Source organism: Bacillus sp. 0102A (assembly GCF_036765155.1).
GTDB classification, from domain to species: domain Bacteria; phylum Bacillota; class Bacilli; order Bacillales; family Bacillaceae; genus Bacillus; species Bacillus subtilis_G.
The window spans coordinates 143,581-163,120 of record NZ_JBAIZW010000005.1 but is presented as its reverse complement, the minus strand read 5'-3'; the positions used below and the strand labels follow the sequence as shown (position 1 = coordinate 163,120).

20 protein-coding genes and 2 pseudogenes are annotated in these 19,540 nt (G+C 44.6%); 8 read left to right on the top strand and 14 right to left on the bottom strand.

Annotation, left to right across the window (positions count from 1 at the left end; all coding sequences use genetic code 11):
• Positions 1-10 precede the first annotated feature (10 nt).
• A complete protein-coding gene (locus V6D41_RS13245) occupies positions 11-511 on the top strand; it encodes a phosphatidylglycerophosphatase A family protein (RefSeq protein ID WP_087993324.1) in 501 nt (166 codons plus the stop codon).
• 25 nt (positions 512-536) lie between these two features.
• Here the strand turns inward: V6D41_RS13245 and nucF are convergent, their stop codons facing one another.
• From nucF to V6D41_RS13230, 3 genes are read right to left on the bottom strand one after another with little or no spacing between them, the layout of a single operon-like run.
• Positions 537-1,307, bottom strand: a complete 771-nt coding sequence (gene nucF / locus V6D41_RS13240) for a 5' nucleotidase NucF (RefSeq protein WP_333518501.1) — start codon at positions 1,305-1,307, stop codon at positions 537-539.
• 28 nt (positions 1,308-1,335) lie between these two features.
• Complete coding sequence (locus tag V6D41_RS13235; RefSeq protein WP_333518500.1) at positions 1,336-1,770, bottom strand: DUF86 domain-containing protein; 435 nt, start codon at positions 1,768-1,770, stop codon at positions 1,336-1,338.
• A gap of 23 nt (positions 1,771-1,793) precedes the next feature.
• Positions 1,794-2,069 (bottom strand): YutD family protein, encoded by a 276-nt coding sequence (locus V6D41_RS13230; RefSeq protein ID WP_003228682.1) that lies wholly within the window; start codon positions 2,067-2,069, stop codon positions 1,794-1,796.
• 113 nt (positions 2,070-2,182) lie between these two features.
• Between V6D41_RS13230 and V6D41_RS13225 the strand changes: the two genes are divergently transcribed.
• On the top strand, positions 2,183-2,818 hold the full coding sequence (locus V6D41_RS13225) for a YhcN/YlaJ family sporulation lipoprotein (protein ID WP_333518499.1): 636 nt from the start codon (positions 2,183-2,185) through the stop codon (positions 2,816-2,818).
• Positions 2,819-2,833: 15 nt separating this feature from the next.
• On the opposite strand, the gene lipA is transcribed toward V6D41_RS13225, so the two are convergent.
• Complete coding sequence (gene lipA / locus V6D41_RS13220) at positions 2,834-3,730, bottom strand: lipoyl synthase (RefSeq protein WP_087993329.1); 897 nt, start codon at positions 3,728-3,730, stop codon at positions 2,834-2,836.
• A 236-nt stretch (positions 3,731-3,966) separates the two neighbouring features.
• On the opposite strand from lipA, the gene lytH reads away from it, so the two are divergent.
• Positions 3,967-4,947, top strand: coding sequence for an L-Ala--D-Glu endopeptidase (gene lytH / locus V6D41_RS13215; RefSeq protein ID WP_148964010.1), 981 nt, complete (start codon positions 3,967-3,969; stop codon positions 4,945-4,947).
• A gap of 27 nt (positions 4,948-4,974) precedes the next feature.
• Here the strand turns inward: lytH and yunB are convergent, their stop codons facing one another.
• From yunB to V6D41_RS13185, 6 genes are all read right to left on the bottom strand, one after another.
• Positions 4,975-5,742 carry a sporulation protein YunB gene (gene yunB / locus V6D41_RS13210; protein WP_333518498.1) on the bottom strand — a complete coding sequence of 256 codons (768 nt, stop codon included), beginning with the start codon at positions 5,740-5,742 and terminating at the stop codon, positions 4,975-4,977.
• A 71-nt stretch (positions 5,743-5,813) separates the two neighbouring features.
• The gene (locus V6D41_RS13205; RefSeq protein ID WP_333518497.1) at positions 5,814-6,119 is read right to left on the bottom strand and encodes a YunC family protein; all 306 of its coding nucleotides are present in this window, start codon (positions 6,117-6,119) and stop codon (positions 5,814-5,816) included.
• A 64-nt stretch (positions 6,120-6,183) separates the two neighbouring features.
• Positions 6,184-7,572 carry a bifunctional metallophosphatase/5'-nucleotidase gene (locus V6D41_RS13200; RefSeq protein ID WP_333518496.1) on the bottom strand — a complete coding sequence of 463 codons (1,389 nt, stop codon included), beginning with the start codon at positions 7,570-7,572 and terminating at the stop codon, positions 6,184-6,186.
• Positions 7,573-7,591: 19 nt separating this feature from the next.
• Positions 7,592-8,413 carry a sulfite exporter TauE/SafE family protein gene (locus V6D41_RS13195; RefSeq protein ID WP_333518495.1) on the bottom strand — a complete coding sequence of 274 codons (822 nt, stop codon included), beginning with the start codon at positions 8,411-8,413 and terminating at the stop codon, positions 7,592-7,594.
• 17 nt (positions 8,414-8,430) lie between these two features.
• Positions 8,431-9,279: a DUF72 domain-containing protein gene (locus V6D41_RS13190; RefSeq protein ID WP_087993344.1), complete on the bottom strand. Its 849-nt coding sequence runs from the start codon at positions 9,277-9,279 to the stop codon at positions 8,431-8,433.
• A gap of 37 nt (positions 9,280-9,316) precedes the next feature.
• The gene (locus V6D41_RS13185; RefSeq protein ID WP_333518494.1) at positions 9,317-9,664 is read right to left on the bottom strand and encodes a YunG family protein; all 348 of its coding nucleotides are present in this window, start codon (positions 9,662-9,664) and stop codon (positions 9,317-9,319) included.
• 108 nt (positions 9,665-9,772) lie between these two features.
• Here V6D41_RS13185 and V6D41_RS13180 point away from each other — a divergent pair, with 108 nt between their 5' ends.
• Complete coding sequence (locus V6D41_RS13180) at positions 9,773-11,041, top strand: glycosyltransferase (RefSeq protein ID WP_333518493.1); 1,269 nt, start codon at positions 9,773-9,775, stop codon at positions 11,039-11,041.
• A gap of 16 nt (positions 11,042-11,057) precedes the next feature.
• Here V6D41_RS13180 and V6D41_RS13175 read toward each other — a convergent pair whose 3' ends face one another.
• A complete protein-coding gene (locus V6D41_RS13175) occupies positions 11,058-12,401 on the bottom strand; it encodes an allantoinase (RefSeq protein WP_333518492.1) in 1,344 nt (447 codons plus the stop codon).
• 175 nt (positions 12,402-12,576) lie between these two features.
• Here V6D41_RS13175 and pucR point away from each other — a divergent pair, with 175 nt between their 5' ends.
• The 3 genes and pseudogenes from pucR to V6D41_RS13160 all read left to right on the top strand — a co-directional run.
• On the top strand, positions 12,577-14,172 hold the full coding sequence (gene pucR / locus V6D41_RS13170) for a purine catabolism transcriptional regulator PucR (protein WP_333518491.1): 1,596 nt from the start codon (positions 12,577-12,579) through the stop codon (positions 14,170-14,172).
• Positions 14,173-14,318: 146 nt separating this feature from the next.
• A pseudogene (locus V6D41_RS13165) lies at positions 14,319-14,546 on the top strand (solute carrier family 23 protein); the annotation flags it as partial.
• Positions 14,546-14,728, top strand: a pseudogene (locus V6D41_RS13160) (hydroxyisourate hydrolase); the annotation flags it as partial. The pseudogenes V6D41_RS13165 and V6D41_RS13160, both read left to right, overlap by 1 nt.
• A gap of 197 nt (positions 14,729-14,925) precedes the next feature.
• Here the strand turns inward: V6D41_RS13160 and V6D41_RS13155 are convergent.
• Entirely contained in the window at positions 14,926-15,618 is a 693-nt protein-coding gene (locus V6D41_RS13155) for an aspartate/glutamate racemase family protein (protein ID WP_333518490.1), read from the bottom strand.
• 293 nt (positions 15,619-15,911) lie between these two features.
• Here V6D41_RS13155 and V6D41_RS13150 point away from each other — a divergent pair, with 293 nt between their 5' ends.
• Positions 15,912-16,010, top strand: a complete 99-nt coding sequence (locus V6D41_RS13150; protein ID WP_032732263.1) for a YjcZ family sporulation protein — start codon at positions 15,912-15,914, stop codon at positions 16,008-16,010.
• Between the two features lie 323 nt (positions 16,011-16,333).
• Here the strand turns inward: V6D41_RS13150 and V6D41_RS13145 are convergent, their stop codons facing one another.
• Both V6D41_RS13145 and V6D41_RS13140 read right to left on the bottom strand, forming a co-directional pair.
• On the bottom strand, positions 16,334-17,461 hold the full coding sequence (locus V6D41_RS13145) for a Rap family tetratricopeptide repeat protein (protein WP_333518489.1): 1,128 nt from the start codon (positions 17,459-17,461) through the stop codon (positions 16,334-16,336).
• A 1,623-nt stretch (positions 17,462-19,084) separates the two neighbouring features.
• Positions 19,085-19,405 (bottom strand): phage terminase large subunit, encoded by a 321-nt coding sequence (locus tag V6D41_RS13140; protein WP_333518488.1) that lies wholly within the window; start codon positions 19,403-19,405, stop codon positions 19,085-19,087.
• Between the last annotated feature and the right edge of the window lie 135 nt (positions 19,406-19,540).

The window sequence follows — 19,540 nt, the reverse complement described above, 5'->3', positions numbered from 1 at the left end:
GGTGAAACTGATGTCAGAAAACGAACAAATCAGCCAGATGGAAGCAAAAGCAAGAGCACGGATGAAGGAGCGCGGCGTTGAGGTGTCAGACATTGCCGAGCTAGTCTTTTTCCTGCAAAAAAAATATCATCCGGATTTACACATTGATGAATGCACGTTGAACGTCAATCGCGTTCTCGCAAAACGCGAGGTGCAAAACGCGATTTTAACGGGCATTGAATTGGATGTTCTTGCTGAGCAGAAAAAACTGTCTGAACCAGTGCAAACGATGCTGGAAACAGATGAAAGTTTATATGGAGTGGATGAAGTTCTGGCATTTTCCATAGTAAATATTTACGGATCAATCGGGTTTACGAACTACGGTTACATCGATAAAGAAAAACCCGGAATCCTTAAACATTTGAACGATAAATCAACCGGCGAATGCCATACCTTTCTAGATGACATCGTCGGAGCGATTTCCGCGGCGGCCTCAAGCAGGCTCGCACACCGCGCGCGGCACACAGAATAAGGGCACCCTTTTGGGGCGCCCTTTTTTAAATGTATGGAATCCATTCAGTCAGTGAGTCAATGGCGTGAGCCGGTTTTTCCATATCGTCTGTCATATGCTCTCTTTTTGTTACGCCTGTGTGCACAAGCAGTGTATCCATACCGGCGTTAATGCCGGCCATAATGTCCGTCGCGTAGTTGTCGCCGACCATGAGTGTTTCGGACACATCCGTTCCGAGAACGCGCATCGCCTGTTCCATAATGATTGATTCCGGCTTGCCGATAAATACCGGCTGTACGCCTGTGGATACGGTTAATACAGATGTCAGCGAACCGTTTCCAGGCAGGAGGCCTCTTTCGGTGGGGATCGCAATATCTCCGTTTGTGGATATAAAGCGGGCGCCATTTCTGATGGCCAGGCAGCCGACAGCAAATTTTTCGTATGTAATGGAACGGTCAATACCAACAACGACAAAATCCGCGTTTTCCCCGCCAAACGTCAGGCCGTTTTCTTCAATCGCCTGACGGATTCCTTCTTCCCCGATCACATACACAGACGCGTCTTTTTTCTGCTGGGCGATATGCTGGGCAGTCGCCATGCTGGTCGTGAAGACCTGCTCTTCCGTTGCAGGAATATCAAAAGACACGAGCTTGTCTGCCACCTGCTTCGGTGTGCGCGAAGAGTTGTTTGTCACGAAAAGATAAGGAACGCCGCGCGCTTTCAGCGTTCTGACAAATTCACACGCTTCCTCGATTTTTTCCGTGCCATTGTACATTGTTCCGTCTAAATCAATTAAATACCCTTTATATGTTTTCATGTCCAACACTCCTGTGGCTTTCCAGTTGTTATTTAAACGCGGAAACAGGGCCAAGCTCTGTTTCCAAGTAGCTTCTGATCCGTTTCGGGAAGGCTTGAAGAGCTGTCTGATGCGCCGTGATCAGCCTGTAAAGTTCGGCGCTGTCGGCGAGCAGGTACTGCTGAACCAATGTTTTGCGGTAGGCGATCAATTTCTTGAGCTCAGTTCCCTCTTTTTCCGTGACAACTTTTTCATCAACAAGTATGTCCATAATGTCATTATAGCTGCCCGGGTCCCGCATAATAAAACCGTCAATCATGTCATTGCCTGTATCCAGAATGCACTCGATTAACAGATGGCCTATACGCTCAAGCGCCAGTCTCTCGATTTCAGACTGCCAATCTCTTTGTGAGTTAAAAAGTGCCAGCTGGTGCTCAAAGAAACCGAGTGTTTGCTCGATCTTGTTTCTGTCAACAAAATACATGACAGCATCCCCTTTGTGTATGTTTATTTTCTGATCCGTTTCAAGACAAAATACGCACAGCCGAAATTGCAGTATTCGTAAATGTATTCATCTAGTGTGCTGATTTTCGTTTCGAAGGTTGCCTTTTGATTCTGGTCGTCAAAGAAGCCCTTGAGCCTGAGCTGACCGTATCCCCAGTCTCCCACAATATAATCGTATTTATTTAAAATATCGGAGTAGCGGGCTTTAAAAGCCTCTTCGTTGAAGCCATCTTTGAAATTGTGCACCAATTCAAATTCGGCATTTTGAATAAGAATCATGATCTCACCTCTTTTTCACTCATTCCTATCATAATTCATTGCCCCGTCCCCATCAATTGCTAAAGAATAAATCATGCGATTTGGCTACCCTACATATGAGGAGGGATTTATATATGAAACGAACTGCTGTCAGCCTCTGCCTGTTGACTGGGCTTTTATCCGGGTGCGGAGGCGCAGGATTTAATAATGCCAAGCAAAACGCCCAAAATCAGACGCAGAATCAAACCAGACCCATTCATGTGTCTGACCGCAACAAGGCTTTTAACCGGCATGATAAGAACGAACAATTTGGCTATGTCCGCTATCAAAAAGAACAATTCGACGGCGAACAGCAGCAAGTACCGGTGATGAACCGGGAAGAAACCGCTCACATGATATCAAGTTTAACGGTTCAGCTCCCCCATATTCAAGAGGCTGCAACGCTGGTGACCGATCAAGAAGCGCTTGTCGTATACAAAACCGATTCCAAAAACCGCGAGCTGACGGCCGATCAGGTGAAAAAAACAGCCGCTTCAGTGATTCCGCGATACTATCATGTGTATATTTCCGATAACCCAAACCATATACAGTCCATCGAAAATGACAGCCATCTCGGCTCCGGTTCCAGAAATATCAGAGAGAACATGTCGAGGACGATTGAAGATATGAAAACCTCTCCGCAAGGAAGCCCTGTCTCAGAGAATGAAAATGCCAACGGAGAAACCCGCCAGGACATGAAAATCAATAGGAACGACAAAAACGCCAGATGATCTGGCGTTTTGGCATTATGCTTGTGCTTGGCGCTTTTTAGATGCTTCGTTCACCTGTTCATCCGCATGGTAAGATGAACGGACAAGCGGACCGGCTTCACAGTGGCTGAAGCCTTTTTGCATCGCGATTTCCTTTAATTCTGCAAATTCGTCAGGGTGATAGTATTTTTGGACTTTCAAGTGTTTCTTCGTCGGCTGCAGATATTGGCCGATTGCCATAATATCCACGTTGTTTGCCAAGAGGTCGTCCATAACTTCAATAATTTCCTCTTTCGTTTCACCGAGTCCGATCATGATGCTTGATTTTGTCGGAATATCAGGCTGCATTTCTTTCGCACGGCGCAAAAATTCCAGCGAACGGTCGTACGTCGCGCGCGCGCGGATTCTTGGCGTCAGGCGGCGAACCGTTTCGATATTGTGATTCAGGATGTCTGGGCGTGTATCCATCAAGGTTTTCAGGTTATCGTAGTTTCCGCCCATATCAGACGGGAGCACCTCAATTGTCGTGAACGGGCTTTTTCTGCGGATCGCACGGACCGTTTCCGCGAAAATGCCAGCTCCGCCGTCTTTCTGGTCGTCACGCGCAACAGCCGTAATGACCGCGTGTTTCAGATTCATAAGGGCGACAGAATCCGCCACGCGTTCCGGCTCTTGCAGATCAAGCTCAGTTGGAAGGCCCGTTTTGACAGCACAAAAACGGCATGCTCTTGTACAAACAGAACCTAAAATCATAAATGTCGCTGTACGTCTGACCGCCCAGCATTCATGAATATTCGGACACTTAGCTTCTTCGCATACGGTATGCAGGTTGTTTTCCCGCATGAGTTTTTTGAGCCCTGTATAGTTTTCATTTGTATTTAATTTGATTTTGAGCCATTCGGGCTTTCTGAGGTGTTCGTCTTTCTTTGCCAATTCCCATCATCTCCAATATCCAATATACTCAAATTTCTGGCACGAAACATTCTGAAAACGAGAAAGGTGCAGGTTTTTTTTCTGCAGCATAAATCATGTTTTTCTAACTAAAGAAAGTCTTTTCTTTAGACACTTTAACATAGGAAAAATTTCTCGACAAGGGAAGATGATTACTGACATTTTTAAGCCGGCTTGCCGCAAACTATGTGTATTCAATATGAAAGGAGATTATTTTTGTGAAAGTTTTGTTATCCGCTCTTCTTCTCCTTTTGTTTGCGTTTGAGCCTTCTGCGTTTGGAAAAAAGCTTTCTGATCCAGTACTGTCGAAACGGATGGAATTATATCATAAAGTCGAGGCTGTGACGCAGATTCCTTGGTATGCGCTCGCCGCAGTAGATCAATACGAGGAAAATGTGCGAAGCAACCGAAAAGACCTGCCTGACAAAGCGGGAATCATCAGCATCTATATACCCGATGAAATCTGGAGCGGACCTGAAAACCCGAATCCGAAAGACGATGCGCCGTTAAGCATTAAAGTGTTTGACGGAATCGGTATGGATGGTGACGGTGACGGGAAAGCCGAGGTCAGCAATGATGACGATATTTTGTATACATTCAGCCAATACTTGCTGTCGTATGGCACAGATGAAGACAACATCCGCATCGGGCTTTGGAATTATTACCGCCGGGATCAGACAGTAGGGATCATCTCTGAATTCATGAAGCTGTTTAAAACTTACGGCCATATTGATCTGGACGAGCATGCGTTTCCGCTTCCGATCAGAACCGATTACAGCTATCGCAGTACGTGGGGAGATGCACGGGGCTTCGGAGGGAGACGGATTCATGAAGGCACGGATATTTTTGCCCGTTACGGCCTTCCGGTCAGATCCACCTGTTACGGCGTAGTTGAAATGAAGGGCTGGAACCGCTTCGGCGGATGGAGAATCGGCATCAGAGACATTAACAATACGTATCATTATTTTGCCCATCTTAATGGATTTGCCAAAGGGATAAAAGCAGGGCAAATCGTTGAGCCCGGCCAAGTGATCGGGTCAGTCGGCAGCTCAGGATACGGCCCGCCGGGAACCGCCGGGAAGTTCCCGCCGCACCTTCACTACGGCATGTATAAAGATAACGGAAAAACCGAATGGTCGTTTGATCCATACCCGCATTTGAGAGCGTGGGAGCGTTATGAGTACAAAAAAAAGAAATAACGAAAAGCCGCCTCTAAAACAGGCGGCTTATTGACTGCCTTTTTCACTTTTCGAATCGGCACCGTCCTCTTCTTTGCTGCTTGGAAGCTGGACAGAAGGGGTGACACCTGAGCCGCCGCTTCCGTTATAAAACTGCGGCACTTCGCCCTGCACTGCTTTAATCGATACAGGAACGTTATTTGTGATGACAGCGGTTTTGCTTGCAAACGGAATGATAACCTTCACTTTAATTTCGACAAAGATGCTGATATCAATAAGTGCATTATTAATGCCATACGGCTTGATTTTGGTTTTGACATCTGTAAAAGCGTCACCGATTAAATTGAACCGGACCGGTATTTTTGGTCCCAGGTTTCCAAGGAGACTGTTGCCTGTTACCTGTCCCAGCGGAATGTTGATCATTATATTCTCACTGGCCCCGCTGTGCCCGGTGTGGGTTTCCATCTCTTTCAAATGAGCCTGAAGCTGCTTTGTCACTTTTGTTTTCACACTGTTTATAACCTGTGTATTAAAATCGATTGTCGTTAATTTTCCATTTTCATCAGAATTCATTTGAAACATATCTTTCATATTTTCACTGTCAGACATATAATCCTCAATTGAATCCTGAATCACCTCTGTCGCTATACGCTTCGTTTCCATCTCGCCGATACTCATTAAAACAGGTTTAATCGAGCCATTGATCATCCAGAGGCTGACTGTTGTCGAAAGGATAAAAAAGGCAACCGACAAGAGCAGCACGTACCGGAAAGGCAAAGGTCCTCTCTTGCGAAAAGGGCCGCGATATCTTGGCAAGAAAATCCCCCCTTACATATCACAATGTATGCTTGTAAGAGGGGACATAGTAATAGCCGGGCCAAATTATTTTATTTCACCATTTTTAAAAGCGCTTCTCTGCCGCTCATGCCGGCATGGATGCCGAGATCTTCCGCGGCGTACGTGACGGATTCTAAAGGTGCGTCTAACAGCTGGTCAATGGTGCGTACCCCAACTGCGCGCCCCGCCACAATGCCCCGCTCCTTTAATTTTTCATTCAGCAGCGCCACATCAAGCGCCCCGCACATAATGTATCCATGATCATTATTGACCGCCATAAAATTTGTTTTTGGAAGCTTCACTGTCACAGCTGTAAAAGGCTGTCCTTCTATCATGATTGGTGTCAGATTTACCACGTCAACCTCTCCCTTCATTCATCACTTTATGATGAAGGGCAGAGCTTGTTGTGGGCTGACCTCCTTATTGCGCGAGCTTCCATGCGAGCAGATCCCGCAAAAACTCCGGCATAAAATATTCTTTTTCTGCGGCGTCGCGGATGATCGGGAACAGTCTGCCGAGCGTAAACATGTCAAGCACGGCAACGGAGTATTGTTTATGTTTATCAATCTCTTCCCCGTTCAGCGTGACGCGTGTGACATGCGTGATCCCGTCATCCAGCCGTTTCGTTTCTACATCAACACCCGCGTACACCATTTTCCCCATTACTTCTCCGCGGAAGCCGAGCCCTTTGATCCGGAGCTGCTCCATTTGTTCGGAAGCGGCATGGACAATGGTCTCTTTCAGTTCTTCTCCCGTCAGCCGGACAGCCACCGGGTTGATCGGATGGGGACAGATGCGGTGCAGATCCAGCTTCGTCACAGGGCCCGCTCTCAGCGGACCGAGAATGACACCGGAGTTCACCATACTCATGTCCGTCCCGCACCATTCCTTTAGCGCGAATGCCAAAAGCAAAGGCAGCTCTGATTCTTCAAACCACTTCACCTCAGCATCTTGCGCAAGCTCCGCAACGACATCGGACAGCTTATCTTCGGCTTCACGTTCTTTTTCATGAAGAAACGCTTTTGTTTCTTCGGATTCTCCTGTCCATTCCGCCATGTTCTGCACAGACGCTGTTTTGCTGATGATGCTTCGCTGTACGCTGTCGACTGTGATTTCTACACAGCCGACATAATGCCCGTATTTCTCGGCGCTGGCAAGCAATACGCCGTTTACCACTTGTCCATCTTCAAGCAAATGATGGGTGTGCGATTCGAGGATCACATCAATCTCAGGGATCGCTTCAGCCATTGCCTGATCATCAAGAATGCCTAAATGCGACAGCAGAACGATGATGTCAGCCTGCCCTTTCACTTCCTGAATGGTTTCCTTTACGCTTTCAAGGGCATCGGTTACTGTCCATCCCAGCTTGTCATAGACAGGATAATACGGCACAGTTACGCCTAAGATAGCAATGGACATACCGTTTTTCAATGATTTGAAATGGTAAGGAACCGCCCAGGATGGACGGTTTCCGTTTTTGTCATACAGATTGGAGACGATAACGGGAAATTCAGCATGATGATATAAGGCAGCGAGCTCTTCATGCGGAAGCGTGATCCCTTCGTTATTGCCGATCGTCGCTCCATCAATATGTAGACGGTTTAAGAGATCGACATTCGCTTTTCCGAAAGTCGCCTCTGTCACGAAATGAAAACGATCAAGATGATCGCCAAGATCAAAAACGAGCGTCTCTCCGCTGTCTGATTGACGCTCTTTTCTTTTCTGCTCGATATAATCTACAATTTTCGGCCAGTTTTCAAAATGGCTGTGCAAATCATTGGTATGATATAAGCGGAGCTTCTCTTTCATATTATCTCTCCCTAATCGTTCAGCTGAAAATGCCTTCATAAATGAGCTGGCAGCCGATCAAAATCAACACGATCCGCATGATCATCACGATCGTTTTCGTCTTCATTTTTCTGTTGATGGCGGCGCCAAGCTTTCCGCCGATCCAAGCGCCGGGCACAAGCGCGAGGGCGTACAGCCAATTGACGTGCCCGGAAATAATATGTGAAACAGACCCTGTCATTGAGGACAGGAATATAATAAACATGGACGTTGCCACCGCAACCTTCGGCGGAAACAGGAATAACAGCATCATCGCCGGAACCATGAGCGATCCGCCGCCTATTCCGAAAAGCCCGCCTAAAAAGCCGACAACAAAAGCAATCGCAATGCCGACAGGGGCCTGATATGAATACGTATAAGGCTCACCAGCCTCATCCTGAAATGTCCGAATAATTCCTTTATGAGCTTTGTTGACCGGCCGGGCTTTCGCTTTCAGCATTAAGGTTAATGAAATAAGAATCATAAAAATGCCAAACCAAATGGAAAACGAGTTTGAATTGAACAGCTTTGACACGTAAGCCCCGAGAATACTGCCGGGCCCTGAACCGATAAAAAATATGAGCCCGCTTTTATAATCAACGGTTTTATATTTAATATAAGCCAAAGTTGAAGAAAGACCCGTAAAAATAATGACCAAAAGCGAAGTTCCAATCGCAACCTGTGGCGTCACATCTTGATACAGCGGCGTCACTGTGCTCAAAAACATCAGAGACGGAACGATGACAATTCCGCCGCCAAGCCCAATCAGGCTTCCTACCGTACCTGCAACTAATCCCAGTACGGCCAAAATCACAAACGACATCAAACAAAACCTCTTTTCTAAAATAAATCGAGCTGTCTCGGAGCAAGTCCGCTATACTCGATATCAAGCAGTTCAAGCATCTGCTTGCCGTTATCCGCGGCGTCTCCGCCGGAATTGTTATTGAACAGGACAAAAACATCCTTACATTGCTGCTGTAATTCATTCAGGTGGTTTTTCCAATCCGCAAGCTCCTGTTGATTGTAGCGGTATAAGTACCTGACCTCCCGCCAGTTTTTCCCGCCATCAGGCTTCATCCAGCCCTGCTTGTTGCGCCCGTGAAACCTGACAAGCGTTTTGTTTTCATCGGTCGCGCGCAGCACAGTCGGCACGCTGCCTTCTCCGATTTGCGGTTCATCACAGACACTGTGAATCCAGCCTTCCGCTTTCATAAATGAAAGCGTCTGCTCATAAAATGGCGGCGAGAACCAGGAGCGGTTTCTGAATTCAAGCGCGCATGGGATATCGCCCATTTGGTGCTTGCACCATCTCAAATAAGCGACATTCTCCTTCTTGCAGTCAAACCACGGCGGAAATTGAAACAGCACCATGGCGAGCTTATTGCTATGTAAATATGGCGTTAAAGACACCTTAAACGCGTCAAACATCTCCTCTTTTGAGTCAAAGGGAATGTCGCCGCGCTGATGCCCCGTCATGCCCTGATACGCTTTCACGATAAATTGGAAGGTTTCCGGCGTTTCCTTCACCCACTTTTCATTATTTCGCGCCGGCTGAATCGCGTAAAAGCTCGCGTCTAATTCAACGATCGGAAAATGGGAGGAATAGGCCTGCAATTTTTTCTGGCTGGCCGTTTTCGGCGGATAGATGCTGTCATGATCCCCCCATCCCGTCAGTCCGATATAAATCACAATCATTCACCTCTCTTCCAGTTTATCACACGTGTTTTCAGGTTTCCTCGGAAATGCTATTCATGGCGCGGGAAAACGCTGAACAAAGATGCTGATATTGTTCCTCATTCGTATCTAAAAACGCCTCTTCCCTTGAGGAAGGAATATGCTGATAGTCAATAGGCGCCTGAAACTGTTCACTCGTAAAATCGTACATCACGCCATTGATGCTGTTATAAAAATGCCAGCTCTCACCGACTTTTGTTTTATAAATGGCGCCGCCGAATTGATCCTGTATCACCAAAGCCGCCACACCGCATTGGCCGGACGACGGGCATTCTTCCGTCCATTTAGAGCTCGTATGACGCGACCATGATTGCTTGAGTATGTATTTGATATGTTCCATTGCCTCCGCCTCCTTCAAAAAAGATACCACGTTGATTGCATTTTAAAAACTGATAGGTGCTTATGTATGATAAATTAGTGGTAATGAATGACATTCCGGAGGCGAATCATGAAAATCAACCTGCTTACGATCGGGACGAGGGGCGATGTACAGCCTTTTATCGCATTGGGAAAAGAATTATCAAGACGCGGTCATCATGTGACAATTTGCACTGAAGACGCGTTCAAAGATCTAGCGGAGAAAAACAGGCTCTCCTTTTCAGCCATCAGAGCCAATTACGCAGATTTGACGCAATCAGAAGAAGGGAAAAACATGCTGAAAGGAAATCCAATATCAATCGTCAGACAACTGAAAACCGTCATTTACCCAATGATGGAACAAATGTTAGACGATATTTGGGCGGTCTCTCAAGATGCCGATGCAATCATTTATCACCCTAAAGTATTTGGCGGTTATGATCTTGCCGAAGCCCTGCACATCCCTGCCTTTATTGCTCACCCCGTTCCTGTTATAGCTCCCACCCGCCATTTTGCAAATCCTGTCTTGCCATTTGCCATGCGGAGCGGAACGCTTAACAGGGCCAGTTTTAAAATCAATCGATTATTAACCGCATCATTTTTTTCGCTGGTTAACAAGTGGAGACATGAGACACTCGGCCTGTCTGGTAAACGTTCTGTTTTTAAGGATGATTCCGTACTGAATGGAAAGCATATTCCTGTTCTGTATGGATGCAGCCCTTCCATCATTCCCTTTGACCAACAATGGGAAGGTCATGTTTCAATGAAAGGATTCTGGTTTTTAGACGAAGATGCCTGGACCCCTCCACCTGAGCTGTTGCATTTTTTAGAAGCGGGGCCGCCTCCTTTTACCGTTAGTTTTAGCAGTATGCCATTACGAAACCCGGATCACATACTGAACATGCTTCAGCAAGCATTCAAAGAAACCGGACAGCGCGCCATTTTGCTGACGGGCTGGAGCGGGATCAAACGGACAACAGATTCACCTCATATTTTCACAGCCGGGTCCATGCCTCACAGCTGGATTTTTCCTCAATCACGAGCAGTCATTCATCATGGTGGCGCCGGGACTACGGCCGCGGCATTGAAGGCTGGCAAACCAATGATAATATGCCCATTCTCTGGGGATCAGCCTTTTTGGGCAAGAAAAATGCGAGACATCGGAGTGGCTGCTGCCCCTCTGAAAGAAAAAAAGATGTCAGTTGAAGCCTTCGTTTCCAGAATCCACGAACTGGTCTCCAACCATACGTATTCTCAACGGGCTTCTGAAGCTGCAGCTCTTATTGATCAAGAAGATGGAGTAAAGCATACTGCGGATTTTATTGAAGAAAAACTAGAGGAAAAAACCCCGGCAACATAAAATCTGCCGGGGTTTTTTACGATGGAACGACCAGCGCTCCGTCAATTGCTCTTTCTGCTTTGTTCCTGCCGCTGTACACGCACCGGCCTTTACTGTATGTGGCCGAAATGAGGCAGGGAAATGTATGTCCTTCGTAAAGGCTTAGCTTATGCTTTGCAAACATCGATTCTCTCGTGACAGTGTACGGCTCCATGCCGACGAGGACAAAATCCGCATCACATCCCTCTTCAAGCCGCCCTTTTTGCTGCAGGCCGAATCGTCTCGCAGGGGCCGCCGCTGTCCATTCAGCGATGGTTTCAAATGGAATCTGATGTTCAAGCGCCAGTTCCAGCATTCCTAATAAAGTGAACTGCCCGCCGCTGATTCCGCCCCATGATAAAAATAAATTATCCTCCCGCTTTAAGGACGGACGGCAAGGAGAATGGTCAGAGGAGACCATGTCAATATGCCCCGCAATGAGCGCCTTGATCAGCGCCTCCTTTGATTGCGGTGAACGGAGCGGGGGCGCGCATTTTGCGACAGAGCCCTTTTCACATAAATCATCGTGGCTGAACAAGAGATAATGCGGGCATGTTTCGACCGAAACATCAAGGCCTTCCTGTTTCGCCTCCCTGATCAGCCGAACCGCTTTCGCCGTGCTGATATGGACAAAATGAACCGGACACCCCGTCGCCTTCGCATACTGTATCGTGCGATACACCGCTTCAGCTTCGGCTTCCTCCGGGCGGGAGGCGGCGTACGCATCCGCATCCACCTTTCCTTTATTAGCCAAAACCATCTGCAAATAGCTTGTGATCGCGTCACTCTCCGCGTGAAGAGCGAGGATTTTTCCTGCAGCTGCGATTTCTGTCATGCCTTTGAGCAATGTCCGTTCATCAACAGAGGTGAACTCGTCTGTGCCTGATTTGGATAAAAACGCTTTAAACCCGATCGCTCCCGCCTCAGCCATTGGGCGGATGTCCTCGATATGGCCGGGGACGAGGCCGCCCCATAGCGCAAAATCCACGGCTGATTTTTGCCTGCCGAGTTCAGCTTTTGCGAGAAGATGTTCTGCCGTCACGGTTGATGGAATGCAATTGAGCGGCATATCAAAATAAGTGGTGCAGCCGCCTGCTGCCATCATCTGCGAGCCTGTTTCAATCCCCTCCCAGTCCTCTCTGCCCGGTTCATTGAAATGAACATGGCAGTCTACCGCACCCGGAAACACATATTGTCCGCTCGCCTGTACAACAGCTGCCCCGCCTGCTTCAATGGCAGATCCAATCTCAGCAATGACACCGTTTCGAACTGCAATATCAGCTTTTTTAACGCCACTTGGCGTAACTGCTTTCGCACCTTTTATCACCATATCGTAATTCATACTGATCCCCCCATGTAAGGATGACGATTTTTCATGTCAGTTTATGTAACACAATCCGTTCTATTTTGAATAGTTTACTGCTACTATGATCGTATTACATCAGCAAAACCGCTAGAATTCCTATTGAAAATTATTCATCTTAACTAATGTTTTTTATAGAAAAGGAGAATGCGCTATGAATATTTTAGATGTGATGAAAATACCGGCTTATGAAAACGCCCATTTAATCGCGGGAAAAGCAGGAGGAGAAAGAGAGGTTCAGCATGTCAATATGATGGACGCTCCGGATATCGCAGACTTTCTGCATAAAAATGAATTGCTCGTCACCACCGCGTATCACCTGAAAGATCATCCGCACCAGTTATCTAAACTGATTCAGCAAATGGCAAAACGCGGCTGCGCGGGCCTCGGCATTAAAACAAAACGCTACCTGGAGGATATCCCGAAGGAAATTATCGAGCTGGCCGATTCATACGCGTTCCCGATTATTGAGCTTCCCGAACACATCCGCCTCGGGGATATTGTGAATGCGACACTCAGCCACATTCTTGATATGCGTTCTAACGAGCTGCGGCAAGCCATTTACGCGCACAAAAAATTCACAAACCACATTATGAGCGGCAAAGGGCTGCAATCTCTCCTCAAAAAGGTGTCAGACCTCCTTCAGCTTCCCGTGCTGCTGCTTGACCAGCATGCTAAAATGCTGTCTGCGTCCCATCAGATTTCATTTGAAACCGAAAAGCTGAAAGGAACCCTGAATACCATATCAGGGCCGTTTTTCACTTGTTTCTCTGCGATCTCGGATCAGAAAACCTATTCTGTCCTTCCTATTTATAATCACGAAAAAAACTGCGGCTACCTGCTGATACTTGACATGGTGCAGGCCGGCGACAAAGGATTGGTTCTCACGATTGAACAAGCGGCCAACGTGATTTCTTTTGAACTGCTGAAGGAAAATGCGCTGAAGCAATACGGGCGACGGGCGCGCAATGAGTTTTTCAGCAATTTTATTGAACGGTCATTTTCTTCAGACGAGGAAATCAAAAACCGGGCGAAGGAATTTAAGCTGCGCTGGGATCAAAAATATATGTGCATCGCCGGAAAACTCGACCGAAATGACGAATCGATCAGCTTTACAGAAAATCAGCTCGCCTCCGACAGCGTATTCGAGTTTCTTGAAGGCGAATTATCGGCCTTCCCGTTTCCGCCCCATCTCTTTATTAAAGGAAATGTCGGCATTATTCTGATCGAAGCGACAGACAGCTGGAGTGAAATGCACGCCTCAGTGATCAGCTTTTTAGAGCAGTTCCAAACACAAGTCAAAGCTCAATTTAAACGGACTGTGTCCTTTGGCATCAGCAATATATGCCAAAAGCTCAGTGATATTCCCGACGCTTTCACAGAGGCATCTGACGCCCTGCAATCAGGGCATTTGTCAAGAAGCACGGCGTTTATTCAGGTGTATCACGCCAAAGATGTGCCTGAGCTTCTTCGCCTGCTCCCGGTTGAGGATTTGAAGAAATTTTATCACTCGACACTTCAAAGCCTCGCTGAAAAACAGCAGGAGGATCAAAGCCTGCTTCATACGCTGTCCGTCTATTTAGAGACACACTGCCAAATTTCCGAGACGGCAAAGCGTTTGTACGTTCATCGGAATACGGTCATCTACCGCCTTGAAAAATGTGAGGAACTGCTGGGCAAAAGCTTAAAAGACCCTGACACGACGATGCGTTTGCGGCTTGCCTTGCGGATGCAGCGGCTGATCAGCTAACACCCGTCATATTTTCTTACAAACGAAATCGTTTTTCGTTACTTTGAGCAATAATACCTGCCTTTTTCAGCTACTGTATCCAATGACAGCCGACAATCGGCACGCTATCATGTTACTAAAGTTCACATATAAAAGGAGGGACTATGGTGAAACAAAAATCGTTTGCGGTTTTTTCTCTTGGCCTGCAGCATGTGCTGGCCATGTATGCAGGTGCGATTATGGCGCCCATGCTTGTCGGCAGGGCGCTGAACTTAACAACAGAACAACTGTCTTACCTGTTGGCGATTGACCTGTTAACGTGCGGCGCCGCGACGCTTTTGCAAACCTTGCGCGGCGCATACATCGGCATCGGGCTTCCCGTCATGCTCGGCAGTCTGGTAAGTATGTGATGGAGTTCCATGCACGTGATTATTTTGCGAGTCAAAAAGTGAGCATGGCAGACCAGCCGTTTTTAACCATTGTCACCGTCCGATTTCAACTTGCAGATCCAGACGCTGATTATCACATCCCGCTTTTGCTGTCGCCGTTTGGTTATCAGGTGTATAAGGGGAGTTAGAGAAGGAAGTCCGCCGATGAGGCGGGCTTCTATATGAACTTTATAAACTTTTCACGTTTGATTACGGTCAAGTGAAACAACAGCAAAAATAATGATTACGCCTTTTTTAAATTCATACAGGCATTCTCCTCTTTGAATTTGTTTTTGCGTTTCAATCATTGTTTGATGACACTTTTTTCACTTGGCAACACACACAGCTAAATCGAAAGAGATGTATTCACTGCTGTTTGAGCATGGATAAAAGCCGTATCAAATAATGGCACTTCAGAATCCTCTGCCTTTACTAATAAACCAATTTCAGTGCATCCGAGAATAATCCCTTCTGCTCCCCGATCCACCAAATGATTAATCATCTTCTTATACATGTTTCTGGACGACTGTTTGATTTCACCCAAACATAGTTCCTGATAAATAATATGATTGATTAATTCTCTTTCCTCATCACTGGGCACAATGACATTGATATCGTGAGACTCAATACGTGATCTATAAAAATCTTGTTCCATCGTATACTTAGTACCAAGTAATCCTACCGAACGAATACCTTGTCTAGTGATTTGATCGGCAGTTGCATCTGCAATATGTAAAATAGGGATAGTGATCATTTCTTGGATGTAGCCAATTACTTTATGCATGGTATTTGTACATATTACTATAAAATCTGCACCGGCTTTTTCTAATGATCTCGCAGCTTCCCCTAAAGCTGCACCGGCTTGATCCCAAGCCCCTTCGGCCTGATAGTGTTCAATCTCCTTAAAATCAACACTGTATAAAAGGCATTTCGCCGAATGCAGTCCCCCTAATTTCTTTTTTATTTCCTCATTAATGATTCGATAATACTCGGCTGAAGATTCCCAACTCATCCCGCCAATAAGACCAATGGTTTTCATATAACCACCCCTGATAAAATTTTCAGAATATAATTAGTCATTCTAAAGTATAGGTTAATCTGATACAATCATTAATTTTTCAGGCGAATGGCCTGCGAGAAAAAGCAGACAGATGCGGAATTTCCTCAAACAAATGCTTTGAGGGCAATAGCTGCATGTTTAATAGTTATTGATTATGCGTTCTCTCTTACACCTTTAGACAAAATATTCATTTTCTCTTTTTTAGACTTAAATCTATGTCGAAAATGATCGTTTGACATATCTTATACTATCCTCACTAAGGAGGTGGCAATATGGGTTACTCAAACGGATATGGCAGCTCCTTCGCTTTGATCGTGGTGCTATTCATTTTGTTAATCATTGTTGGAACTTCTTTCTTCGGTGGTTATTAAGTGTAACTTTGCCTAACTCCTCCGTGTGTGAGCACCTCCTGTACGACAGACGCCATAAGAAGTTTTTATGGCGTTTTTGCTATGTAATTACGACTCACACCTGAGAACGTTTCTGAACTGAGGAAATATGTATTAAATTCAATTGTGTTTAGACATAAAAAAGACCCTCCGTTTTAGAAGGGATTATAGGAATCATCATTTTTCAGGTTTGAAGACGATCTGAGGCAATATGAAATGTGTTTTGAGTTTGATTTTCTGTTAAGTTGGACCCGAAACCACATACTAAAACAAGTGACAAACCCAGGATAAGGCATACCTTCTTTTTAAAAGTCATACAGGCATTCTCCCCTTTGAATTTGTGTTTGAGTCTCAAGCATTTTCTGGTGATATACATAGGATGTTTCAAATTCTTTTGAGTTTGCGTAAGCAGCCGCAGTCTCACAGGCAATGTCTTCAACATACGGATAGTTCTTATTCTTTTCTAAGTACTCTATGGTTTGATTCACTCCATGTTGATCTACTGCATCGACATAAAGAGCTTTTAAATATCCCTGTAATTTCGCAAATAGTTCATCGCCTTGATAAATAGCTGCCGACAACCCTTTCTTACTTATTTGGATGGCTTCATTCATTTTTCCTTGTTTGAAAAGAATCTTTGCATAAGAAAATAAAGAATGTGGCAAGTTTGTGAGCTTTTCTTTTTCTGTCATCTCCACTGCTTGCTTGATGAATACTTCCGCCTGCTCGTAATCGCCACTGTCCGCAAAATTCGTGCCTAAATTATATAGTGCAGAACTAATCAACCTTTTGTTATTCAATTCCCTAGATAACTCTAATGCCTTTTCAAGATGCGGCTGACTTTTCTCATAACGTTTAAAATCAATATAATTCCCTGAGATAACAAACATACACTGAACTTTTCGCACCTTGTAAAGTTCATATTGATTATAAATATCCAACGCTTGTTTAACGTGATGCATAGACACATGACTTTGCTTCATACCATAATATGCTTCAGCTAACTTAAAATGAAACTCTGCCCTTTCGATTTCATCAGGAACATGTATAAGCTGCTTCTCCGCTTCTCTATAATAGTAAATAGCTTTCATGTATTGTTTTTTATCAAACTCGTACATTCCTCGGAAAAACAAAGAATAATACGACAACAGGCCAGATATGCCTTTATTTGAAACCTCAATTTTTTCAAGAAGTTCGTCAATAGTTGGTCTTATACGTGTTGTCACGGGTTCCAAATAATCTAGCATGAGTTGATGCCGAAATTTCATAAGAGAGAAGTAAATAAGCAAATACTCATTTTCTTCCATCTGATTGATCTCCTGCTCCACCTCAGCCTTTAAAATCTCTGCATCCGGGACACTAAATTGACGTATCATTTTATACCATTCATTGATCTTTACGCCAACTTCTGACGATGATAAAACCGGATTCACAAGACCCCTCCTTATATACTCTCTTATGTAATATTCTAACATTTCCAAAAATATGTATGACCGCAAAAAAACCGCAAACTTTTTTCTTGTGGTTTTAACTTTTTTCTCTATTAAAAAAATCATCAAACCTCTTGTTTTTTATTCGCAATATCTTAAAGCGCAAGACATAAAATTTTAGGAGGACTTGTGATAGTAAATGACTTATCAATATTATTCACTTTTATGCTTGATACGTATCAAAATTGGATGCCTATGGTCTCAGCGATCAAGTCTAAACAAAAGGTAATCAAATCAACAAAATATGAAAACCCCCTCTCATTTAGATGAATGGAGATGATTCACTATGCGGACGTCTCACATACCCGTCTTTATTTTGCCCTTTTATCCAAACTAGAAACAGATGTATATAAATAATGTTTACTTACTCTTGATTTTTAAATCGTAGTTGATAGACCTTCTCCAATAACAACACCGTACTTTAATCGATAACAGGCAGCTGCAGAAGCTTTAGAAGTTTCTTGCGTACAGCTCATCACTTTACACAGTAAATGGTAGGGCTACAAAATGCCATTCATCCCATGCCTTTGTGATTTTCCTGTAGGAAATTACTTTCGTTGGCTTTGGACTACTTACTTTGATACGGTCGCTTAGGTTTATTACTCCAGTATTCCAGTAGATTTTAAAGGTTGTTGTACCTACTGCAACAGGGTACGTACCCATAGTGCTGAATTCATCTTCAGTCTTTCCGGAATAATGCCCATCGTTCCAACATACTTTCCATTATCGTCATAATTTTTTTGCTCCTGAGGTTTAGTCGAATCCATGTAAAATGCGACTTCTTTCTCAGGTAAAACCGGTTGCTATGGCATTTCCGCAGCCTTTGATGTATTTTCAAATGTTGTTGACAAAACGAGAGCTAAAACCGTGGTGATAACGACTGTCACAAACTTTTTCATGCTACCCCTCCTATCAAACTCTTTGCAACAATGCGACAATCTATATTTAGTCTCTGGAAAGAAACATGAATAATGACACTTTAATCTACATCTACTTATAGATTACATAGGAGAAAGCCTAGAAAAGAAAGGTTGATGGGTTTGAACTTATATTTAGTAACAGCCCTTGTAATATCAATATTATTAAACGTAATTTTATGTATTCAGCTAGGAAAGTTCAGAACAAGTCGAATTTCCAAATGGAGAGAAGGTATGGGAATTAACACTCCATTCGCTGCATTAGTTTGGGCTTTCCTTGCTATAACAATTGTTTTGAGTCTTATAGGTTTATTGGCTGGTGTTAGTGATTTATAAAAGGAGGAACTAAAATGGAAATGTTTCTAACTTGGATCACAACGATTATACCTTTTATCTTTTTGTTTATTGGAGTTAGCGTTATTTGGTGGGTAGTGCGGTATTTATTCACGATTAGAAAAAATTCTTTCAAGAAGATTGAACAAAACAATGAAATCATCAGTCTTCTAAAGAACAGGTGAATAGACTCACTGCATATGAATAAAAAAGCCTTCCCTCATGAGAGACCAAAATGGCTAAGAAACTTTCCATGCAAACATTCTTTTTATCATCGAGCACAAACCGTTTTTGGCAGTCATCTTTTAAGAAATGCTTAATATGTCCAGTTATCTTCTCCGACCGGGTTTGTTGATAGAATCATATGGAGCGGCAATGATGCGAGACGCAGACGTCCAAGAAGCTCCTTGAACCCCTCATACTTTACCTCAGAACATTCTTCAACCCATATCAGTGAAACGTTATTGATTGATTTCAGCTTGGCTGGCTTATCCAGCCATGATCCGACCTCCATTTGGAAAGCGGATCTGCATTGGTGAAGAAACGCACCTAACAATATGATAGATCTCAAGGTCATTGATAATTTCATCAAGAGTGAAAAAGTAGAGTCCCTGTGCGTGTCGTATACTTCCCTCACGACAAGAACGCCCCGCTTCTCTTCCAGTAATTTAAGAACATCTTGAGCGTCACATGATAACTCTTCGAGGATCCATAACCGGACGACTAGAAACTGAAATTTTTGATTCCAATCAAAAAGAAAATCCTCAAAGTG

Bases quoted from the DNA above. Each gene is read 5' to 3' on its own strand.
- V6D41_RS13155 (WP_333518490.1), bottom strand. From the start codon at position 15,618: ATGAAAACCATTGGTCTTATTGGCGGGATGAGTTGGGAATCTTCAGCC.
- V6D41_RS13230 (WP_003228682.1), bottom strand. From the start codon at position 2,069: ATGATTCTTATTCAAAATGCCGAATTTGAATTGGTGCACAATTTCAAA.
- nucF (WP_333518501.1), bottom strand. From the start codon at position 1,307: ATGAAAACATATAAAGGGTATTTAATTGATTTAGACGGAACAATGTAC.
- V6D41_RS13185 (WP_333518494.1), bottom strand. From the start codon at position 9,664: ATGGAACATATCAAATACATACTCAAGCAATCATGGTCGCGTCATACG.
- V6D41_RS13200 (WP_333518496.1), bottom strand. From the start codon at position 7,572: ATGAAAGAGAAGCTCCGCTTATATCATACCAATGATTTGCACAGCCAT.
- V6D41_RS13180 (WP_333518493.1), top strand. From the start codon at position 9,773: ATGAAAATCAACCTGCTTACGATCGGGACGAGGGGCGATGTACAGCCT.
- pucR (WP_333518491.1), top strand. From the start codon at position 12,577: ATGAATATTTTAGATGTGATGAAAATACCGGCTTATGAAAACGCCCAT.
- V6D41_RS13175 (WP_333518492.1), bottom strand. From the start codon at position 12,401: ATGAATTACGATATGGTGATAAAAGGTGCGAAAGCAGTTACGCCAAGT.
- V6D41_RS13225 (WP_333518499.1), top strand. From the start codon at position 2,183: ATGAAACGAACTGCTGTCAGCCTCTGCCTGTTGACTGGGCTTTTATCC.
- V6D41_RS13150 (WP_032732263.1), top strand. From the start codon at position 15,912: ATGGGTTACTCAAACGGATATGGCAGCTCCTTCGCTTTGATCGTGGTG.
- V6D41_RS13195 (WP_333518495.1), bottom strand. From the start codon at position 8,413: ATGTCGTTTGTGATTTTGGCCGTACTGGGATTAGTTGCAGGTACGGTA.
- V6D41_RS13245 (WP_087993324.1), top strand. From the start codon at position 11: ATGTCAGAAAACGAACAAATCAGCCAGATGGAAGCAAAAGCAAGAGCA.
- V6D41_RS13235 (WP_333518500.1), bottom strand. From the start codon at position 1,770: ATGTATTTTGTTGACAGAAACAAGATCGAGCAAACACTCGGTTTCTTT.